Below are 18,385 nucleotides of genomic sequence, written 5' to 3'. Positions count from 1 at the left end.
CCCAGCCGTCCCGTAGACGTGGAGATCGGGGGTACGCGGGTGGCGCGCAGTGACGACGAGTTCGTCGAGTTCGTGCGGGCCTCGTCGAGCCGGCTCACGCATGCCGCGTTCCTGCTGACCGGGGATCGCCACCAGGCCGAAGATGCCGCGCAGACCGCGTTCACCCGCACGTACGCCGCGTGGGCGCGGGTGCGCCGCAAGGACGCGTACGCGTATGCCCGGACGGTGCTGGTCAACCACGTGATCGACGGCTGGCGCCGCCCGCTGCGGGAATACGCCTCGGAGGAGGTGCCGGAGCGGCCGACGGGCCAGGACGTCGCGCAGGCGGTGACGCAGCGGGAGTGGCTGACGTCCGCGCTGGCACGGCTGACGGGTCGCGAGCGGGCCGTGGTGGTGCTCCGGCACTTCTTCGACCTGCCGGAACAGGCGGTCGCCGATGAACTGGGCGTGTCGGTGGGTACCGTCAAGAGCACGAACTCGCGGGCGCTCGCGAAGCTGCGGGTGGACGCCGGGCCGGAAGACGTGCTGATCGGAGGGAGTGGGCGGTGAACGACCTCGACAAGCTGCGCGCCGCCTTGCGCGAACAGCCCGACCAGCCGTTCGCCGCGCCCGACCTGGGCCGGATCATCACCGAGGGCCGGCGCATCCGTCGTCGCCGCAGGATCGCCACGGGTGCGGGAGCGGCCGCCGCGGTGGCGGCCGTCGTCGGGATCGTGTTCGGGGCCGTCGCCCTGCGGACGCCGGCCGAGCCGGCGAAGGTGCCCGTCGCCGCGCCGCCGGCTCCGACGACCAGCGGCCCGCTCGCGTCTGACGGTGCTCGGCCGACCACCGCGCCACCGCCGAGCTCGGCGACCGACCAGCCGCCGACGTCAGCGATCCAGCCCTACGGCGACGTCATCCACACCGGCATCAAGACCGCCAGTGGCGAGCTCGTCTTCTACGCGACCAAGATCGACGACAACGCGGCCCTGACCGACGTCCACTTCGGCATCATGGCCGCGGTCCAGACCAACGGTGGCTACCGGTCGCTCTACGCCAGCAACGAGATCCGCGGCGCCGACCGCTCGTTCGGCTTCCACGCCACCGCGGGCGGCATGGAAGCCGGCGGCACCTGGGTGCCCGTGTACGGCTACTTCTCCGGCCCCGCGGTGAAGATCGTCAGCACCGTGCACGGCAAGCCGGTGCTGGCGAAGACCGCTTCGTGGAGCGTCGACCCCAACGTGGTCGTGTTCTGGTTCGACCAGCGCGAAGTGCCCGACCCCGCCGTACTGACCCCGCTGGTCGCGTACGGCAAGGACGGCACCCGCCTCACCAAATGACTGCTAAGCCGCGGCCTGCGTCAGCACCTGCGCCACCACGTGGTGCGACGGCAGGATCAGGTCACGCTCCACGTCGGCGTCGATCTTGCCTTCGAGCAGGTCGAGGAAGCGCTCCAGCTGCGTGGCCAGCGGCTCGCGTGCGGTGACCAGCTCGGGGATCTCGATCACGGTCTGCTGCCGGTAGCCGAGGCCGTCCGGCGTCACGGAGTCGTGCGACACGTGCCGGTAGATCGTGACGTCGCGGCGCAGCAGGTCGATCTCGATCAGCCGGTCCAGTTCGGACACGACCAGTGACCGCACCTTGCGCTGGCCCAGCCGCGACGCGGACACCGTGGCCAGGCCGGTCGGGAACGACAGCACCGTCTCGATGGTGTCCTCCGCGCCCTCCACCGAGTTCGGGTGGAAGTAACCCGCGCCCGACGTGACGCGCGCCGGAGTGGCGCCGCCGAAGAACTGGATCGCCAGGTCGACGTCGTGCACCAGCAGGTCCCACGCGACGCCGGTCTTGATGCGCGGCGCGTACGGGCCGTGACGGCGCGCCATCAGGTGCACCGGCTCGTTGACCAGCGCACGGGCCGTCATCACGGCCGGGTTGTAGCGCTCGAGCAGGCCGCACATCAGCGGCACGTCCTTCTGCTCCGAGAGCGCCACGATGTCCTGTGACAGCTCGAGGCTGTTGCACACGGGCTTCTCGACGAGCATCGGCTTGCCCTGGCCGAGGATCTCCTGCGCGAGGTCGTAGTGCGCCTCCGTGGCCGACGCGAGCACCACGGCGTCCACATCGGACAGTGACCCGATCTCGGGCGTCCACTGGGTTTCGTAGCGCTCGGCGACGGTGCGGCCGGCTTCCTCGCGCGGGTCGATCACGCGGACGAGGTCCACGCGCTCGTTGGCCGCCAGCACGCGCGCGTGCAGCGAACCCATGTTGCCCGTGCCGATGAGGGCGATGCGGTGGGTCATGCGCCGAGCACCTCGCGAACCGTCTCGATGATCTTGTCGAGCTGCCCGTCGGTCAGGTGCGGGTGCACCGGCAGCGAAAGCGCCTGCGCTGCAACGGCCGAGGCGACCGGGAAGTCGCTCACGTCGGCGCCCGGGATCAGCGGGTGGCCGCGGTAGCAGTCGTAGTCGAACACGATCTTGGGGTAGTAGATCCCGTTGCCGATGCCGCGCTCGGTGAGCGCGGCGGCCAGCTCGTCGCGCGAGAGCATCGCGTGCGGGCCCACCAGCACGGTGTACTGGTGCCACACGTGCTCGCGGCCGGGCAGGACCTGCGGGATGTCGAGGCCCGGCGTGCCCGCCAGCCCCTCCGACAGCCGCTTCGCGTTGGCCTGGCGGGCCGCGGTGAGCTGGTCGAGCTTCTCCAGCTGCGGGATGCCCACGGCCGCGTGCAGGTCCGTCATCCGGTAGTTGTGGCCGGCCATCTCGTACTGGTAGCGGGCGCGCATGCCCTGGTTGCGCAGCACGCGCAGCTTGTCGGCCAGCACGTCGTCGTCCGTGGTGATCACGCCGCCCTCGGCGGTGGTCACGTTCTTCGTCGCGTATAGCGAGAAGCAGCCGATGCCGTACGAGCCGGCGGCGCGGCCCTCGAACGACGCGCCGACCGCCTGGGCCGAGTCCTCGATGATCCGCAGCTCGCGTTCCGCGGCGAGCGGGGCGAGCTTGCCCATGTCCGCCGTCTGGCCGTACAGGTGCACCGGCATCAGGACCTTGGTGCGGTCGGTGATGGCCGCGCCCACGGCGTCGGGGTCGATCGCGAAGTCGTCGCGCCGGATATCGGCGAACCGGACTGTGGCGCCGGCCTCCAGGATCGCGTTCAGCGTCGCGACGAACGTGAACGGAGAGGTGATCACCTCGTCACCCGGTGCCAGGTCCAGCGCCTGCAGTGAGGCGACCAGCGCGGTGGTGCCGTTGTTCACGGCGATGGCGTGCTTCGTGCCCGCGACGTGCGCGAAGGCGTCCTCGAAGCGCTTGACCATCGGCCCCTGTGCGATGGCGCCGGATCGCAGCACCTCGACGACGAGGTCTTCCGCGTCACGGACGTCGACCACGGTAATGGGGATCATCGGCAGTCTCTCTCGGCAGGCGATTTCGATGCGTCCGGTACAGTGCAGTGCGCTCAGGCCGCGAGGCCGGAGAGCCGCCGGTTCTGCGCCCGGCCGCCCTGCGTGAACGCGGGCCACACGTTACCGGGCGCCGCCGCCTGCCCCAGACCCCAGGCCGCTCGGACCCGACAGCGGCCACGAAACGGAACGGACGACCAGTGGCCAACCGGATCCACCCCACCGCGGTGATCGGCGAAGGTGTCGAGCTCGGCGACGACAACGTCATCGGACCGTACACGGTGATCGTCGGGCCGACCAGGATCGGCGACGGCAACTGGATCGGTCCGCACGTGACCATCGGCACGCCGGGTGAGGACCGCGGTGGCCCGCACCCCGTCGCGTGGGAGACGGCGCCGGCCGGTGATCCCGCGCTCGACGGCCACGGCGTGGTCGTCGGCAGCCGCAACCGCGTGCGCGAGTACACGAGCATCCAGCAGGGCACCTGGCGCGCCACGACCCTCGGCGACGAGTGCTACGTGCTGCGCGGCAGTCACATCGGCCACGACGTGCTGGTCGACGACCAGGTCACGCTCGCGTGCAACGTGCTGCTCGGCGGCCACACGCACGTGTGGTCGTTCGCGAACATCGGCATGAGCACGGTGGTGCACCAGGGCGGCAGCATCGGCCCCGGGGCGATGGTCGGCATGGGTTCGGCGGTCCGCCGCGAAGTGGGTGCGTTCACGATCACGGTGGGCAACCCGGCGCGCGCGACGGGCGTCAACGTCGTGGGCCTGTCCCGGCGTGGCCTGGACGAGGCCGCCGTCGAAGCCCTCTCGCCGTGGGTGAAGGGCAAGGGCGACCTCCCGGCCGCCGGCCTGCCCGACGACCTCTCTACCTTGGTCAAGGCGTGGGACGCTCGCCCGCGCGACGAACACTAGGAGCTGTGAAGATGTCGGAAATCGCCCCCAAGCTTCGCGAGGTCTTCGTCGAGGCGCTGGACCTCGACGGCGACAGTGCCGAACTCGACGTCGAGAACCTGAAGTACCGCGACATCGAGGCGTGGGACTCCGTCGGCCACATGGCGCTCGTCGCGGCCATCGAGGACGAGTTCGACATCGAGTTCGACACCGACCAGGTCATCGACATGTCGAGCTTCAAGGTCGCCGTGGACATGGTCACCGACCTGCGGTCGAAGAATGACTGACCTGACCGGTCGCGTCGCGCTCGTCACGGGCGGCACGCGGGGGATCGGGCTGGCCACCGTGCGCGCGCTCGTCGACGCCGGCGCGACGGTGGTGCTGACCGGCCGCGACGAGGCCCGGGCGAAGGAGATCGCCGCCGAGGCCGGCGCCGCCGCCGGCCTGGCGCTCGACGTCACCGACGCCAAGGCGGTCTCGTCGCTGGTGCGCGGGGTGGCGAAGGAGCACGGCGCGCTCGACGTCGTGGTCGCCAACGCCGGGATCCTCGAAGACGCGCTGCTCGGCATGATCAGCGAGGACCTGGTCGACCGCATGCTGCGCACGAACGTCGGCGGCACGATCAACACCGTGCAGGCCGCGTCGCGGGTGATGAGCCGGCGCAAGTCCGGTGCGATCGTCGTGCTGGCCTCGATCGTCGGCGAGAACGGCAGCGCGGGCCAGACCGCGTACGCCGCTTCGAAGGCCGCCGTGGGCAACATCGCGCGGTCCGCCGCGAAGGAGCTGGGCCGGCACAACATCCGGGTCAACGCCGTCGCGCCCGGGGTCATCGAGACCGACATGACGTCCCACCTCGGCGAGAAGGTCATCGCCGGACGCATCGAGGACACGGCGCTGGGCCGGCTCGGCAAGCCGGAAGAGGTCGCGAAGGCGATCCGCTTCCTGGTCAGCGACGAGGCGTCCTTCATCACCGGGCAGGTGCTGGGGATCGACGGAGGCTTGGTGCTGTGACGCTGTGGGGTGCGGGTGCCCGGCTGGTCGACGCGGCCGGGGGCCGCACGCTGGCGGGCGACGAGCTGGACGCGGAGGTCGCGCGCGTCGCGGCCGCGCTCGGTGAGCTGCCGGTGGGTGTGCTGTTCGCGCGGATGTCCGTCGACCTGGCGAGCGTGCTGCGGTACCTCGGCGCCGTCGAGGCCCACCGCGCGGTGGCGCTGATCGACCCGGCGCTCGACGCCGACGTGCTCGCGGGCCTGATCACGCGCTTCCGGCCCGCCGCCGTGCTGGCCGCGCCGGACGCCCCGGCGCCCGAGGGCTACACGGTGTCCGGCGAGAACTGGCTGCGCGAGTCGGCCGACGGCGTGAAACCGCACCCCGACCTCGCCGTGCTGCTGCCGACGAGTGGTTCCACCGGCAACCCCAAGCTCGTGCGCCTGTCGCGCAACGGTTTGCTCGCCAACGCCGAGGCCATCGCCGAGGTGCTGCACGTCGACGCCGACGAGATCGCCCCCACCTGCCTGCCGCTGCACTACAGCTACGGCCTTTCGGTGCTGAATTCGCACCTCGTGCGTGGCGCGACCGTGGTGATCGAAGCGTCCGGCGTGCTCGGCCGCGGATTCTGGGACGCGGTGAACGAGTACGGCATCACGTCGCTGTCCGGCGTGCCGTACCACTACGAAATGTTGCGGCGCCTCAAGTTCGACCCCGCGAAGTACCCGACGCTGCGCACGCTGACGCAGGCCGGCGGCAAGCTGCGCGACGAGCTGGTGGTGGAGTTCAACGACAAGATGCGCGCGGTCGGCGGCCGGATGTACGTGATGTACGGCCAGACCGAGGCCTCGCCGCGCATGACCACCGTGCCCGCCGAGCGCCTCGCCGACAAGATCGGCTCCGCCGGTCCGGCGCTGCCCGGCGGCGCGTTCTCGGTGCGCCGCGACGACGGGGTCGAGACCACACACCCCAAGATCGTCGGTGAGGTCGTCTACCGTGGCCCCAACGTGATGATGGGGTACGCCGACGACGAGGCCGGGCTGGCCGCGGACGACGAGTGCGGCGGGCTGCTCGCCACCGGCGACCTCGGGTACCTCGACGAAGAGGGGTACCTGTTCATCACCGGGCGGCTCAAGCGCATCGGCAAGGTGTTCGGCAACCGCGTGAGCCTCGACGACCTGGAGCAGGCCGTGCGCCAGGCCGCGGTGGGCATCGACGTGGTGGCGGCCGTGCCGGCCGGTGACAAGGTCGTGTTGTGGGCCGAGCTGCCCGAAGGCGACGGCGCGAAGGCGATCTGCAAGGACGCGTCGCGCGCGTTGTCGGAGCGGCTGCACCTGCACACCAGCGGGTTCGACGTGCGGCCGATCGACACGGTGCCGCTGCTGGCCAGCGGGAAGATCGACTACCGGTCGTTGGAAGGACGGGTATGAGTGTGTTCACGCGCTCGCAGGCCGAGCGGGAGGCGCTGCTGCTTCCCGAGCTCGCGGAGCTGACCGCGCACCACCGCGCGCGCTCCGAGGGCTACGACCGGATCCTGACGTCGCTCGGAATCGCGCCCAACGCGCCGTTCGCCACGATCGCGGATCTGCCGTGGCTGCCGGTGCGCATGTTCAAGACCCACGACCTCAAGTCCATTCCGGACGATGAGGTGTTCAAGACGCTCACGTCTTCGGGCACCACCGGAGCCGGCGCGTCGCGCATCTACCTGGACAAGGACGCGGCGGGCGCGCAGACCAAGCAGCTCGGCGCGACGCTGCAGGAGGTCCTGGGTGGCGAGCGGCTGCCGATGCTGATGGTCGACACCATCGGCATCATCAAGAACCGCCGCTCGTTCTCCGCGCGCGGCGCCGGAGTGCTGGGCATGGCCAACTTCGGCCGCAAGCACACGTACGTGCTCGACGAGAACGACCAGCCCGACGTCGAGGCGGTGAAGAAGTTCCTCGCCGAGTACGGGGACAAGCCGTTCCTGATCTTCGGGTTCACGTTCATGGTGTGGCTCTACCTCTACGAGGTGGCGCGCGACCACGGGCTGGACCTGTCGAACGGCATCCTCATCCACTCCGGTGGCTGGAAGAAGCTCATCGACCGCGCCGTGGACAACACCGAGTTCCGCCGTCGGTTCAAAGAGGACACCGGCCTGACTCGGATCCACAACTACTACGGGATGATCGAGCAGATCGGCACCGTGTTCCTCGAAGGACCGTCGGGGAACTCCCTGTACTGCCCGGATTTCGCCGACGTCGTGATCCGAGACCCGGAGACGTGGCGGGAGCAGCCGGTGGGCAAGCCGGGCGTGATCGAGGTCGTCTCGACGCTGCCGCGGTCCTACCCCGGGCACGTGCTGCTGACCGAGGACCTCGGTGTGTACAACGGCATCGACGACGGCGACTGGCCCGGCAAGCACTTCTCCGTACTGGGACGGCTCCCGAAGGCCGAGGCACGGGGTTGTTCGGACACGTTCTCGGGGGCTGCCGCATGACTTCGCTGGAGCAGCGGTTCCCGATCGCGGAGCCGGTCGAGGTCGGTGCGCTGCTGGACGAGGTGCGTCTCGAGCCTGAGGGCGGCCGGCTGACCGTCGGTGACCCGCGCGTGGTCGAGTTCGTCACGAAGTTCGCGCGCAAGCTTCTCGCGCCCGCCCTTGCCCGCCGTTACCCGGAGCTGGCCTCGCTGGGTTTCTTCCTGCGCAAGGGAGAACTCGCGAAGGCACTGTCCACTTTGGAAACCGCGGGCGACTCGCTGCGGTTCCCGCGCGGGCTCGTGTTCCACGTGCCGCCGGCCAATGTGGACACGATCTTCGTGTACTCGTGGGCCCTTTCGGCGCTCGCGGGGAACTCGAACGTCGTGCGTGTGTCGTCGCGCTCGGCCGGGGCGGCCGAGGCCGTGCTGGAAGCGCTGAACGCGGCGCTCGACGACGTCTCCCCGGAGTCGGCGGCGATCATCCGCGCGACCCAGCGCATGGTCACCTACGACCGCAGCGACGAGGTCAGCGGCGCGTTGTCGCTGGCCGCCGACCTGCGCGTGGTCTGGGGTGGCGACGGTTCCGTCGCCGCGCTGCGCAAGTACCCGCTGGCGCCGCACGCGCGTGACCTCACGTTCCCGGACCGCTCGTCGTTCGCCGTCGCGTCGGTGCGCGGCTGGCAGGAGGCCACGCCCGAGCAGCGGCGGGGCGCGGCCGAGGGCTTCTACAACGACTCGTACTGGTTCGACCAGGCCGCGTGCTCGTCGCCGCGGGCGGTGTTCTGGGTCGGCGACGCGGCCGGCGCGAAGGCCGCGGGCGAGGAGTTCCGGACGCTGCTGGCGTCGGTGCTCGAGGCCAAGCAGCACGTGACCGAGCCGGCGATGGCCGTGCAGAAGCGCGTGTCGGCCTACGGCGCGGCCGTCGACGGGCTCGTGTCCGCGATCTCGTTCGACGGCAACTCCCTGGCGACGCTGGAGCTCACCGACGCCACCGTGATGCCGCGCGAGTGGCTCGGCGCGGGCACTTTCGCCAACGCGCACCTCGCCTCGTTGGGTGAACTCGTGCCACTGGTTCTGCGCAAGGACCAGACCGTGGCCCAGTTCGGTTTCACCCGCGACGAGCTGGTGGAGTTCGTGACGGAGCTGGCCGGACGCGGGGTCGATCGGGTGGTGCCGTTCGGCTCGGCCTTGACGTTCGCGGGCGTCTGGGACGGTTACGATCTCCTTGCCGAGTTCAGCCGTCTGGTCACGGTACAGGCCTGACCAGCGGTGACGAGTCAGTGTTGCGCTGTGAGGAGACTGGTCAGTGACGACCGTTCGAACGCCTGAGGAGGACTCGCCGGCTCCTTCGCAGCCGAAGAAGGCGGCGAAGTCGACCAAGGCCAAGATCCTCGACGTGGTGCGGTGGCTCGCGATCGTGCTCGTGGTGGTCTTCGCGGCCAAGGCGCTCACGGACAACTGGACCGAGTTCTGGCACACGCTGTCCGATGTGGCCTGGCAGTCGTCGGTGCTCAGCCTCGTCGCGCTGGTACTGGCGATCATGGTGTCGACCTGGGGCTGGCAGGTCCTGGTCGACGACCTCGGCAAACCCTTCGGCTACATCCGCGGCGCGCAGATCTGCCTGGTCGGCTCCCTCGGCAAGTACGTGCCGGGTTCGGTGTGGGCGTACCTGCTGCAGATGGAGCTCGGCAGGAAAGCCGGGCTCGCCCGCGCCCGGATTTTCACCGGCTCGCTGATCCAGCTGGGCGTCGGCGTCGTGTCGGCGCTGGTCGTGTCGCTGCTGGCCGCGCCGGCGGTGTTCAGCAACAGCCCGCGCGCGATGTGGCTGTTCGTGCTGATTCCCGTCGGGTTGGCGCTGCTGCACCCGCGCGTGCTGACCTGGGGCACCTCGCTGGTGCTTCGCGTGCTCCGCCGCCCGCCCCTCGAACGCCCCCTGACCTGGGGTGTTGTGCTCAAGACCTTCGGCGCTTCGACGCTGGCCTGGGTCCTGCAGGGCGTCCACCTGTGGCTGCTGGCCAACTCCGTCGGCGCGCCGGGCTTCAACGGTCTCGTGCTGTGCGTCGGCGCGATGGCCGTCGCGATGACCGTGGGGACCTTCGCCTTCATCCTGCCCAGCGGCATCGGCGTCCGCGAGGTGGCCCAGGTCGCCGTCCTCACGGCCAGCGGCCTCACGGTCGGCCAGGCCACCGCCTTCGCCGTGGCCTCGCGGGTCATGTTCACCGTCGCGGACCTCCTCACGGCGGGCGGCACCGCGGGTGCCGCCTGGCTGTCGAGCCGCCGCCTGAAGGTCGTCGCCGGCTGAGGCGTCAGCTCTTGATCCGGTAGATCACCGCGTCCGAGTTCCGGTACACCTGCTGCAGGAACGGCAGCTCGGCGATTCCCACGAGGCCAGGCGACGTGTACGGCGGGTCCGGCGGCGCCGCGGGCCTGCCCAGGAACACCCAGTGGATGTTCAGCCGGGCCACGGCGGCGCGGACCTGCGGGTTCGTCTCGTACTCCTTGAAGTGCCGGGCCAGCAGCAAGGCGTCCGACGGAGGCGCGGTGCCGTCGTCGTGGGCGGCGACCGTGCGGACACCCGAGAGCGCGTAGGTCCAGACCGAGCCGTCGAGCCGGTCGTTCATGACCCATTGACCCGCCGGCACGAGGTGGCCGAGCTCGACCATCGCGGCTTCCTCGTCCGGCGTGATGTTCTGGTTGTGGGGGTCGGGCGAGCGGTAGCCGGACGCGAGGCGATCGCCGTTGGTCGTCGCGTACAGGCCCTTCGTGACGCCCACGAAGCCCAGCAGCACCAGAACCGCCAGAATCACCGCGGGTACGCGCGGGGGCAGGTGCTCGCTGATCCAGGCCTGCAGCGACGCGACACCGTGGCCCGCGATGAACGCCAACGGCACGATCGCCATGGAGATGAACCGGTACGGGTCGTCCCACCACGGCCGGGCCAGCGCCATCACCAGCGGCGCGTTCGACGACGAGACGGCCGCGTACGCGAGGCCGCTGATCAGCGCGGTCACCCCGACCCAGCGCAGGTCACCGAGGCGGCGGAAGAAGATGAAGCCCAGCAGCAGCGCGGCCGAGAGCCACAGCTGCGGGTGCGGCTCCCAGTGCTGGAACCCGAGCAGCGCGCCGATCGCGTTGGTCGCGCGCCACTCGCTCGGCCAGCCGAGGTAGGGCACGCCGCCGTTGGCCAGGCCGAGGGCGCCGAACAGCTGCAGCCACGCCACCAGCACGGACAACACCGCGATCGGCAGCAGCGCGAGCAGGTCGTGGCCGAATCGCCGCCAGCGCTCGCCCGGCGAAACCCAGCGCTGGAGCAGCAGCGGGCCGGCGAACAGAACCGCGCCGAACAACGTCGACGAGTGGATGCACAACAGCCCGACGGCCGACACGAGCAGCAGGAAACCCGTGTCCGGCGCGACGCGATCGAGGTAGCGCCGAAGCACCACCGCCGCGAGCGGCGTGAGGGCCAGTCCCAGCAGGAACGGGTACAGCGGCCCGCGGCTCATCGACTCGTACGTGCTCATCACCGGCGCCGCCGACGCGAGCGCCGCCGCGCCGGCCAGCACCGCGCGGCCGCGGAATTCGCGTACCAGCACGACCAGCGACAGGGCCAGAAGTCCCGGCAGCAGCACGGTGTTCACGTCGAGCGTCTGCGGGATCGATCCGCCGCTGAGCGTGTACTGGAGGGCTGCGAGCAGGTGGTAGGCGTTGGGGTAGAAGGGCGGCTTGCCGTCGCCGTACCAGTTGAGCGTGCCCATGCCGAAGAGGCTGCCGTCGCCGGTGGTGGCGATGTAGCGCACGCCGTTGGCCGCGTACGGCGCGTCACCGCCCTGCGCGATCGCGCCGAGGTGACCCATGCCGCGCACCGCGGCGTAGAACCCGAGCCCGGTCGCCAGCAGCAGGCACGCGATCACGCCCCACTGCCCGCGCGCGGACCACACCCGCGGTTCCGCCACCGGCGGCCACCGCCGCACCGTCAGCCGCCTCAGTCCGAACGCGACAGCCACGAAAACCACAGTGGTCAAGCAGAACGTGAGCGTGTTGAACGGCAGCCCCATCGCCGCGGTCCACGGCCCCGCGAGGCCGGCGATCGCGTAGCTCAGCAGCGGCGTCAGCCCGACCAGCACCCAGCCGCGCAGCCCCGCAGCGAGGCCGGTCAGCACCCCCGGCACGCCGAGCACGAGCAGCAGGACGGCAAGACTCGCCACATCGGACAACAGCGTGGGTTCGCTCGGCAACAGACTTCCTCGGCTGTGACGGATCCGCTCGGTACCCCCGGGTGGCGGATCGGAATCGGAGTCACAGATTAGCGGGCCCGATATACACCCGAACGGCTTATGTCCGGGAAGCGTAGTGAAGCGATTGACTGGACTGTGTGAAGTGACGACCGGAACCGCCCGACAACGCGGTGAATTCCGGTCAATCGCTCACCCGAAAGCGGGGTTTCACCGCGGGGATTCACCGTGGCCGCAGGTGGGCAGCGGGGTGGCGGCCGGTGGGGACCGGCCGGGGGCTGGAGGCGGGGGGTCGCGTGGTCTACGCGGTCGTGGGGGGCTGGCTGGTGCTGGGCGCGCTGGTCGTCTTGACCTGGCGCCGGATCGCCACCGACGCCGGGTGGCGGGCGTTCGTGGTGGTGCTCGTGCTCGCGTTTTCGCTGCTGCACCAGCTGTTGTTCGCCACCGTGACCGAAGACGCGCTCGTCACCTTCCGTTATGCCCAGAACATCGCCGACGGCAACGGGCCCGTGTTCAATCCCGGTGACCGGAACGAGGGTTACGCGAATTTCCTGTGGCTCGTGGTGATCGCGTTGCCGCGCGCGGCATTCGGTGCGGATATCGCGACGGCGGCCGTTGTGCTGGGTGTCGCCGCGACGTTGGGATGTGTTCTCCTCGCGTACTTCCTCACCAATCGCATCGTGCGCCTGGCGCTGCCGGAAGGCGCCCAGGTGCAGCCCGCGATCGGGGTCGCCGCCGCCGTGCTGACGGCCGGCGCGAGCGGCCTCGCCGTGTACGGGCCGTCGGGCACCGAACTGCCGATGTTCGTGCTGCTGGTGCTGGCCGTGGCCAATGCGCTGGTCGCCCGCCGGTCCGTGGTGGCGGGTGTGCTCGTGGCGGCCGCGGTGATGACGCGACCGGAAGGCTTGGTGCTCGCCGTCATCGCCGGGGTGTGGCTGGCGCTGGCCGCCGCGCGCGGCCGGCACAACTGGTGGACGCCGGCCGGGTACGTGCTGGGCGCGCTGGTGTTCCTCGTGCCCTGGACGGCCTGGCGCGCCACGTACTACCACCATTTCCTGCCCGACTCCGCCGTGCGCGTGCTCGGCCCCGACTGGCACTACCTCGCGGGATTTTCCTTGGCGCACCTGGGTTTTCTGGTGCTCGCCGGCGCCGCTGTGGTGGGGTTGCTCGCGTTCCGCACGCCTGAACATGCGGAAGAACCACGCTCGGCGCTGTGGCTGCTGTTCGCGTTGGCTTTGTGCTTCACGGTTTTCGTGGTCGTGCTCGACGGTGACACCGGCCCGTCGTGGCGGTTGCTGGTGCCCGTTCCGCCGCTGCTGGCGGTGGCTTCGGTGGGCGCGTACGGCGTGCTGACGGCCGCGAACCCGTCGCCGAAGCCGCGCACGGTGTCGCTGCTGGTGCCGGTGGTGGCGGCCGTGCTGACCGGATTCGCGGTACTCGTTTCGGTGGTGAGCCCGGACGTGCTCAAGAGCGTGCGGGCGTGGCACACGGACAGCGCGCAGCTCGCCGAAGTCGGCGACTGGCTGGCTTCGTACCTGCCGCCGGGCTCCGTGGTGAGCGCCGCCGCGCCGGGCGCCATCGCGAGCCGCGCGGGCTCGCGGCTGCTGGTGGGCACCGACCTGATGCGCGCGACGCTCGCCGTGCCCGAGGAATCCGGTTACGCCAAGAGCCAGCACTGCGCCGACGACACCCGGGCCTGGTACCGCGTCGCGACGTTCCGCCGCATCGGCACCCCGTTCTGGATCTCCGTGTACCCGCGCGCCGACGAAGCGAGCCTGCTCATCGACTACCTCGATCGAGCGCCGGACTTCCAGTACGTATCGTGCCCGGGATGACGGTGACGCGCCGGTCCACGGCCCTCGGGCTCGGGGTCTTCGGCGTGTCCTTGGCCGTGTTGCTGGTGCGGTTCCTCGTGCCGCGCCCGGTGTCCATGTCCGACAACGGCGACGGCTTCCGTGTGCTGTGCGGTGCCGGGATCAAGTGGATCAGCAAGCCGGAAAAGTACGTCCACCTGGTGTACGCGGCGACACCCGGCGGCTGCGATCCGACGTATCAGCTGAGCCAGAGCTGGCTCGCCCGCCTGGCGGTGGCGTTCGGTTCGCACTCGGAGCTGAGCCTCGTGGTGCTCGGCGTGATTTCCTCGGTTCTCGCCGCGGCCGCGGTGGCCCTGGTGGTGGTCGGGTTGCCGTACGGCTTGCGCGTGCGGTTGCCGGTGGCCGTGGGGCTGTTGCTGGTGGTGGCGGATTCGGCGTTCTTCGGCTATTTCTCGTCGACTTTGGGCGAGGGGACGGCGTTTCTCGGCATTTTGCTCGCCGTCGGCGGCCTGCTGCTGATGGGGCGGCGGTGGCTCGCGGCCGGCGCGGTGGTGACCGTCGTCGGCGGGTTGATGGCGGTGAACGCCAAGGTGCAGACGTTGATGATCTTGCCGTTGCTGGTCATCGCGGTGCTGCTGGTGACGCGTTCTCGTTGGCTGCCGGGGATTCTCGTGGTTCTCGCGCTGGCCGGCGGGACTTGGTGGGCCCAGTCCGAGGTCACCCCGGCCGTCGCTCCCGACGGCACGGCGTCCGCGCGCCCCGGTGACGACTCGCGCGAGATCAACGTGGTGAACACGGTGTTCCTGAACATCATCGACGGCCACCACGACACCGCCGCCGACCTGGCGTCGCTCGGCCTGCCGGCATCGTTCGGCCAGTACGCGGGCAACGGCTGGTGGCACCCGCATCCCGTGACGCTGGATCCGCAGTACGCGCAGTACCGCGACCGCTTGAGCCGGCGCAACGTCGTGAAGTGGTTCGCCGCCCACCCGGACCGCACCCTGGGCATCCTCCACCGCGCGGCCGGCGACTTGCTCACGGCGCGCCCTCCGTACCTGGCCTCCTTCGACGCTTCGGCCGGCCTGCCGGCGGGGGCGCAGGAGTACCGGGTGCCTGTGTGGTCCGGGTTGAGCGGGCTGCTGGCACCGCTGGGCTCGTTCGCCTTGCTGCCGCTGTGGCTCTTGATCGGCTGGCGCGCGTGGCGACACCGGCGGGCCGCGCTGGGCGTGGTCCTCGCGCTCCTGCTGACGACTTCGGTGGGCCAGTTCGTCCTGGCTGCGCTGGGTGATGGGATCGAGAATGTGAAGCACCAGGTCGTGGCGTTGTTCTGCCTGCTGGTGGCGGTGGTCCTCGGCTGCTGCCCGGCGGTGGCGAAAGTTCCCGAATGACGGGTTTCGTGCCGACGATCACTTTGAGTAGCCGGGAGAAACCTACGGTCCCGTAGCCTCGCGGTATGGCTGACTTCGTGTACCCGCCCGTGCTGGTCGCCGCGCGGACGATGTTCCGGGTGCTGGACAACCGCATCCGCATCGACGGCGCGCACCACGTACCGGCGCGCGGCGGGGCGGTGATCGCGTGCACGCACGTCAGCTACCTGGATTTCATCTACTGCGGCCTGGGCGCCCGGCCGGCCAAGCGCCTGGTGCGGTTCATGGCCAAGCACGAGATCTTCGCGAACCGCGTCGCGGGACCGTTGATGCGGGGGATGCACCACATTCCCGTCGACCGCTCAGCCGGCCAGGCCTCGTACGACGAGGCCGTCGCCCGGCTGCGCGCGGGGGAGGTGGTGGGCGTGTTTCCTGAAGCGACGATCAGCCGTTCTTTCACAGTGAAAGCCTTGAAGACGGGCGCCGTACGGATGGCCGCGGAGGCGGGGGTGCCCATCGTGCCGATGGCGCTGTGGGGCACGCAGCGCCTGTGGACCAAGGGGCACCCCAAAAACCTCACGCGGCGCCACGTGCCGATCTCGATCCTGCTGGGCGCCCCGCTGCACCCAGGTCTTGGCGACGACTGCGAGACGGGCACCGCCGAACTCCGCTCCCGCCTGTCGGAACTCCTCGACCGCGCCCAGGCGGAGTACCCGGAATCCCCGGCCCCCTCCGAACGCTGGTGGCTCCCCGCCCACCTCGGCGGCACTGCCCCCACCCCGGAAGCCGCCGCCGCCCTGGACACCCGCCCCGCCACCCGGGACTGAGTTGCCACTTCGGCTGGCAAAGTCGCCATGTCGATTGGCAAGCGGTCGCCCAATCGGCAAGTTGCCGCTGAAATGGCAAGGCGGGCTCGGTTGGCTGGCTTCGTGCCGCGGCGAGTGCGCAGGTGAGTGGCAAGTCGGGCCGGGTGGCTAGCTCCGTGCCGCGGCAAGCGCGCCAGTGATTGGCAAGTCGGCCCGTCGGCTGGCAAGTCGCCGATCCAAAAGCAATCCGCCGCTCGATTGGCGATCCTGATGCCCGGCAACTTGCCACTTGAGGTGGACCTTTGCCCAACGAATGGCAAGCGTCCACTCGGCCCGGCACGCTTCACCAACTTGCGGCAAGCCAGACCGATGAATGGCAACCCGCATCCGCGAATGGCAAGCTACGGCCCTTTCGGCAGGCCGGCATCCCCAGCAAGCGAAGGGCAAGCTCGCTGGCTGATGGCAAGTGCGAGCGCTGAATGGCAAGCCGGCGCGAAGGATGGCAAGTGCGTCGGCAAGTTGGCAAGTCGGCCTGTCGGTTGGCAAGTCAGGTCGCCGGGTGGCAAGAAGCCGCCACCAACGGTAAGTGCCGAAGCCAGCGGCAAGATGCCAACCCCACTGGCAAGCCCGCCTAAAACCACCGCTCCAAAACCTGCGCCACCCCGTCCTCCGCGGCTGGCCCAGTCACCTCGTCCGCCACTTCCAGTACCGCGCGGTGGCCGTTCGCCATGGCCACCCCGTGGCCGGCCCACTGGAGCATCTCCACGTCGTTCGGCATGTCGCCGAAAGCGATCACCCGCTCGGCCGGCACCGAAAACCGCTCGGCGACATCCGCGAGCCCAGTCGCCTTCGTGACGCCGTGTGCCGACAGTTCGATCAACCCGCCCGACGACGAGTACGTGATGTCCACGGCCCCGTCCAGCACCGCCCGCGCCGCCGCGGCCATCTCCTCCGAACCGAGGCCCCGGTGGCTGATGAGCAGCTTGATCGCCGCATGCCCCAAGACCTCGGCGCGCGGCGCGGTCCGGCCCTCGCCGTCACCCCACGGGTTGCGGTACTCGGGCTCGATCACGAAGCTGCGGACGTCCGTGCTGATGCGCTCCGCCGCGAGCCGGCAGCCCGGCAAGGCCTTGTCCAGCGCGGAAGCCAGATCGTTCAGCAGCACCGGCGAAAGCAACCCGTGCACGGCCACCACCGACGAAGTGGCGATGTCCAGCAGCACCGCGCCATTGGCGCACACCGCGTACCCCGTCAGCCCCAGCGGTTCTGCGATCGGCGGGATCCAGCGCGGCGGCCGGCCGGTGCACAGGACGAACGGGACGCCATCGGCGCGCACGCGCTGCACGACCTCGATGGTTCGAGCGGAAACGACCTCGGTGGGGCCGAGCAGGGTGCCGTCGACGTCGGACGCGATCAAGCGGGGTTTCTCCACGGCCCCATTGTCCCCGAACCGGGCACGGGCACCGCCCGTTCGAGCGAATGTCGGTGGATGCCGATACCGTCCACCCTCGTGCGAGCAGGCATCGTGATCCTTCCGGAAGATCGTTGGTGGGCGGCCGAGCCCAAGTGGCGGGCCGCCGAGGAGTACGGCTTCGACCACGCGTGGACCTACGACCACCTGGGCTGGAGATCCCTGGTCGACGGCCCGTGGTTCTCCGCGGTGCCCACGCTCACGGCCGCCGCCATGGTCACGTCCACCATCCGGCTGGGCACGTTCGTCGCCTCGCCCGTGGCGCGGCACCCGGTGCCGTTCGCGCGTGAGCTGATCACCCTCGACGACGTGTCCGACGGCCGCTTCGTGCTGGGCGTCGGCGCGGGCGTGGACGCGAAGAACTACGACGTGCAGGTGCTCGGCGCGCCCGAGTACACGCCGAAGCAGCGCGCGGACCGCTTCACGGAGTTCGTCGAATCGCTCGACGGCCTGCTGATGACCGACCGCTTCGACTTCGAGGGCGAGTACTACCAGGCCCACGGCGCCCGCAACCTCCCCGGCACCGTGCAGCGCCCGAGGCTGCCGTTCGTCGTCGCGGCCAACGGGCCGCGCACGATGACGCTGGCCGCCCGCTTCGGCGCCGGCTGGGCCACCACCGGCCGCGGCGGCGCGACCACCGACGAGTGGTGGCAGGGCATCGCCGAGCTCGGCCGCGTGTTCGACGAGCGGCTCGACGCCGCCGGCCGCGAACGCGACTCCGTGCACCGCTACCTGAGCCTCGACGCGGCGCCGGTGTTCTCGCTGAGCAGCGTCGACGCGTTCCGCGAAGCCGTCGACCGCTCGCGCGAGCTGGGCTTCACCGACGTCATCGCGCACTGGCCGCGATCGAGCGGCCCGTACGAGGGCCACGAGTCCGTACTGGAGCAGGTCGTGGAGAACGTGCTGCCCACGCTCAAGGACAACTAGGCCGATCAGGTGACTTCACCCCCGCCGGGAAACCGATTTCCCGACC

General features: G+C 70.3%; 17 protein-coding genes. 13 read left to right on the top strand and 4 right to left on the bottom strand.

Features of this window, described 5'->3' with window-relative positions:
* Positions 1–39 precede the first annotated feature (39 nt).
* Positions 40–549, top strand: coding sequence for a SigE family RNA polymerase sigma factor (locus tag ACFY1H_RS00540; RefSeq protein WP_366577168.1), 510 nt, complete (start codon positions 40–42; stop codon positions 547–549).
* Complete coding sequence (locus tag ACFY1H_RS00535) at positions 546–1,319, top strand: hypothetical protein (RefSeq protein ID WP_386943624.1); 774 nt, start codon at positions 546–548, stop codon at positions 1,317–1,319. Before ACFY1H_RS00540 ends, ACFY1H_RS00535 begins: the two co-directional genes overlap by 4 nt.
* Before the next feature lie 3 nt (positions 1,320–1,322).
* Here ACFY1H_RS00535 and ACFY1H_RS00530 read toward each other — a convergent pair whose 3' ends face one another.
* Positions 1,323–2,279: a Gfo/Idh/MocA family protein gene (locus ACFY1H_RS00530; protein ID WP_386943622.1), complete on the bottom strand. Its 957-nt coding sequence runs from the start codon at positions 2,277–2,279 to the stop codon at positions 1,323–1,325.
* On the bottom strand, positions 2,276–3,382 hold the full coding sequence (locus ACFY1H_RS00525) for a DegT/DnrJ/EryC1/StrS family aminotransferase (protein WP_386943620.1): 1,107 nt from the start codon (positions 3,380–3,382) through the stop codon (positions 2,276–2,278). The genes ACFY1H_RS00530 and ACFY1H_RS00525 overlap by 4 nt, the downstream gene beginning before the upstream one ends.
* A gap of 197 nt (positions 3,383–3,579) precedes the next feature.
* Between ACFY1H_RS00525 and ACFY1H_RS00520 the strand changes: the two genes are divergently transcribed.
* From ACFY1H_RS00520 to ACFY1H_RS00490, 7 genes are read left to right on the top strand one after another with little or no spacing between them, the layout of a single operon-like run.
* Positions 3,580–4,299 carry a UDP-N-acetylglucosamine acyltransferase gene (locus tag ACFY1H_RS00520; protein WP_386943619.1) on the top strand — a complete coding sequence of 240 codons (720 nt, stop codon included), beginning with the start codon at positions 3,580–3,582 and terminating at the stop codon, positions 4,297–4,299.
* 11 nt (positions 4,300–4,310) lie between these two features.
* Positions 4,311–4,565 (top strand): acyl carrier protein, encoded by a 255-nt coding sequence (locus tag ACFY1H_RS00515; RefSeq protein WP_386943618.1) that lies wholly within the window; start codon positions 4,311–4,313, stop codon positions 4,563–4,565.
* Positions 4,558–5,289, top strand: coding sequence for an SDR family NAD(P)-dependent oxidoreductase (locus ACFY1H_RS00510; protein WP_386943616.1), 732 nt, complete (start codon positions 4,558–4,560; stop codon positions 5,287–5,289). The genes ACFY1H_RS00515 and ACFY1H_RS00510 overlap by 8 nt, the downstream gene beginning before the upstream one ends.
* Complete coding sequence (locus ACFY1H_RS00505) at positions 5,286–6,695, top strand: AMP-binding protein (protein WP_386943615.1); 1,410 nt, start codon at positions 5,286–5,288, stop codon at positions 6,693–6,695. Before ACFY1H_RS00510 ends, ACFY1H_RS00505 begins: the two co-directional genes overlap by 4 nt.
* Complete coding sequence (locus ACFY1H_RS00500) at positions 6,692–7,744, top strand: acyl-protein synthetase (protein WP_386943613.1); 1,053 nt, start codon at positions 6,692–6,694, stop codon at positions 7,742–7,744. Before ACFY1H_RS00505 ends, ACFY1H_RS00500 begins: the two co-directional genes overlap by 4 nt.
* Complete coding sequence (locus tag ACFY1H_RS00495; protein ID WP_386943612.1) at positions 7,741–8,985, top strand: acyl-CoA reductase; 1,245 nt, start codon at positions 7,741–7,743, stop codon at positions 8,983–8,985. Before ACFY1H_RS00500 ends, ACFY1H_RS00495 begins: the two co-directional genes overlap by 4 nt.
* Positions 8,986–9,028: 43 nt before the next feature.
* The gene (locus ACFY1H_RS00490) at positions 9,029–10,024 is read left to right on the top strand and encodes a lysylphosphatidylglycerol synthase transmembrane domain-containing protein (RefSeq protein ID WP_386943610.1); all 996 of its coding nucleotides are present in this window, start codon (positions 9,029–9,031) and stop codon (positions 10,022–10,024) included.
* A 4-nt stretch (positions 10,025–10,028) separates the two neighbouring features.
* On the opposite strand, the gene ACFY1H_RS00485 is transcribed toward ACFY1H_RS00490, so the two are convergent.
* Positions 10,029–11,957 carry a DUF6541 family protein gene (locus ACFY1H_RS00485; RefSeq protein WP_386943608.1) on the bottom strand — a complete coding sequence of 643 codons (1,929 nt, stop codon included), beginning with the start codon at positions 11,955–11,957 and terminating at the stop codon, positions 10,029–10,031.
* A gap of 293 nt (positions 11,958–12,250) precedes the next feature.
* On the opposite strand from ACFY1H_RS00485, the gene ACFY1H_RS00480 reads away from it, so the two are divergent.
* The 3 genes from ACFY1H_RS00480 to ACFY1H_RS00470 all read left to right on the top strand — a co-directional run bounded on the left by ACFY1H_RS00480 (position 12,251) and on the right by ACFY1H_RS00470 (position 15,962).
* Positions 12,251–13,789: a hypothetical protein gene (locus ACFY1H_RS00480; RefSeq protein ID WP_386944813.1), complete on the top strand. Its 1,539-nt coding sequence runs from the start codon at positions 12,251–12,253 to the stop codon at positions 13,787–13,789.
* Positions 13,786–15,156, top strand: a complete 1,371-nt coding sequence (locus ACFY1H_RS00475) for a hypothetical protein (RefSeq protein WP_386943606.1) — start codon at positions 13,786–13,788, stop codon at positions 15,154–15,156. The genes ACFY1H_RS00480 and ACFY1H_RS00475 overlap by 4 nt, the downstream gene beginning before the upstream one ends.
* 65 nt (positions 15,157–15,221) lie before the next feature.
* Positions 15,222–15,962, top strand: coding sequence for a lysophospholipid acyltransferase family protein (locus tag ACFY1H_RS00470; protein WP_366577193.1), 741 nt, complete (start codon positions 15,222–15,224; stop codon positions 15,960–15,962).
* A gap of 610 nt (positions 15,963–16,572) precedes the next feature.
* Here the strand turns inward: ACFY1H_RS00470 and ACFY1H_RS00465 are convergent.
* Positions 16,573–17,358 (bottom strand): HAD family hydrolase, encoded by a 786-nt coding sequence (locus ACFY1H_RS00465; RefSeq protein WP_366577891.1) that lies wholly within the window; start codon positions 17,356–17,358, stop codon positions 16,573–16,575.
* A gap of 93 nt (positions 17,359–17,451) precedes the next feature.
* Between ACFY1H_RS00465 and ACFY1H_RS00460 the strand changes: the two genes are divergently transcribed.
* The gene (locus ACFY1H_RS00460; RefSeq protein ID WP_386943604.1) at positions 17,452–18,339 is read left to right on the top strand and encodes an LLM class flavin-dependent oxidoreductase; all 888 of its coding nucleotides are present in this window, start codon (positions 17,452–17,454) and stop codon (positions 18,337–18,339) included.
* Positions 18,340–18,385: the final 46 nt, after the last annotated feature.

The sequence above is a fragment of the Amycolatopsis sp. NPDC001319 genome (assembly GCF_042896185.1).
Taxonomy (GTDB): domain Bacteria; phylum Actinomycetota; class Actinomycetes; order Mycobacteriales; family Pseudonocardiaceae; genus Amycolatopsis.
This window is presented reverse-complemented; position numbering and strand designations above follow the sequence as displayed.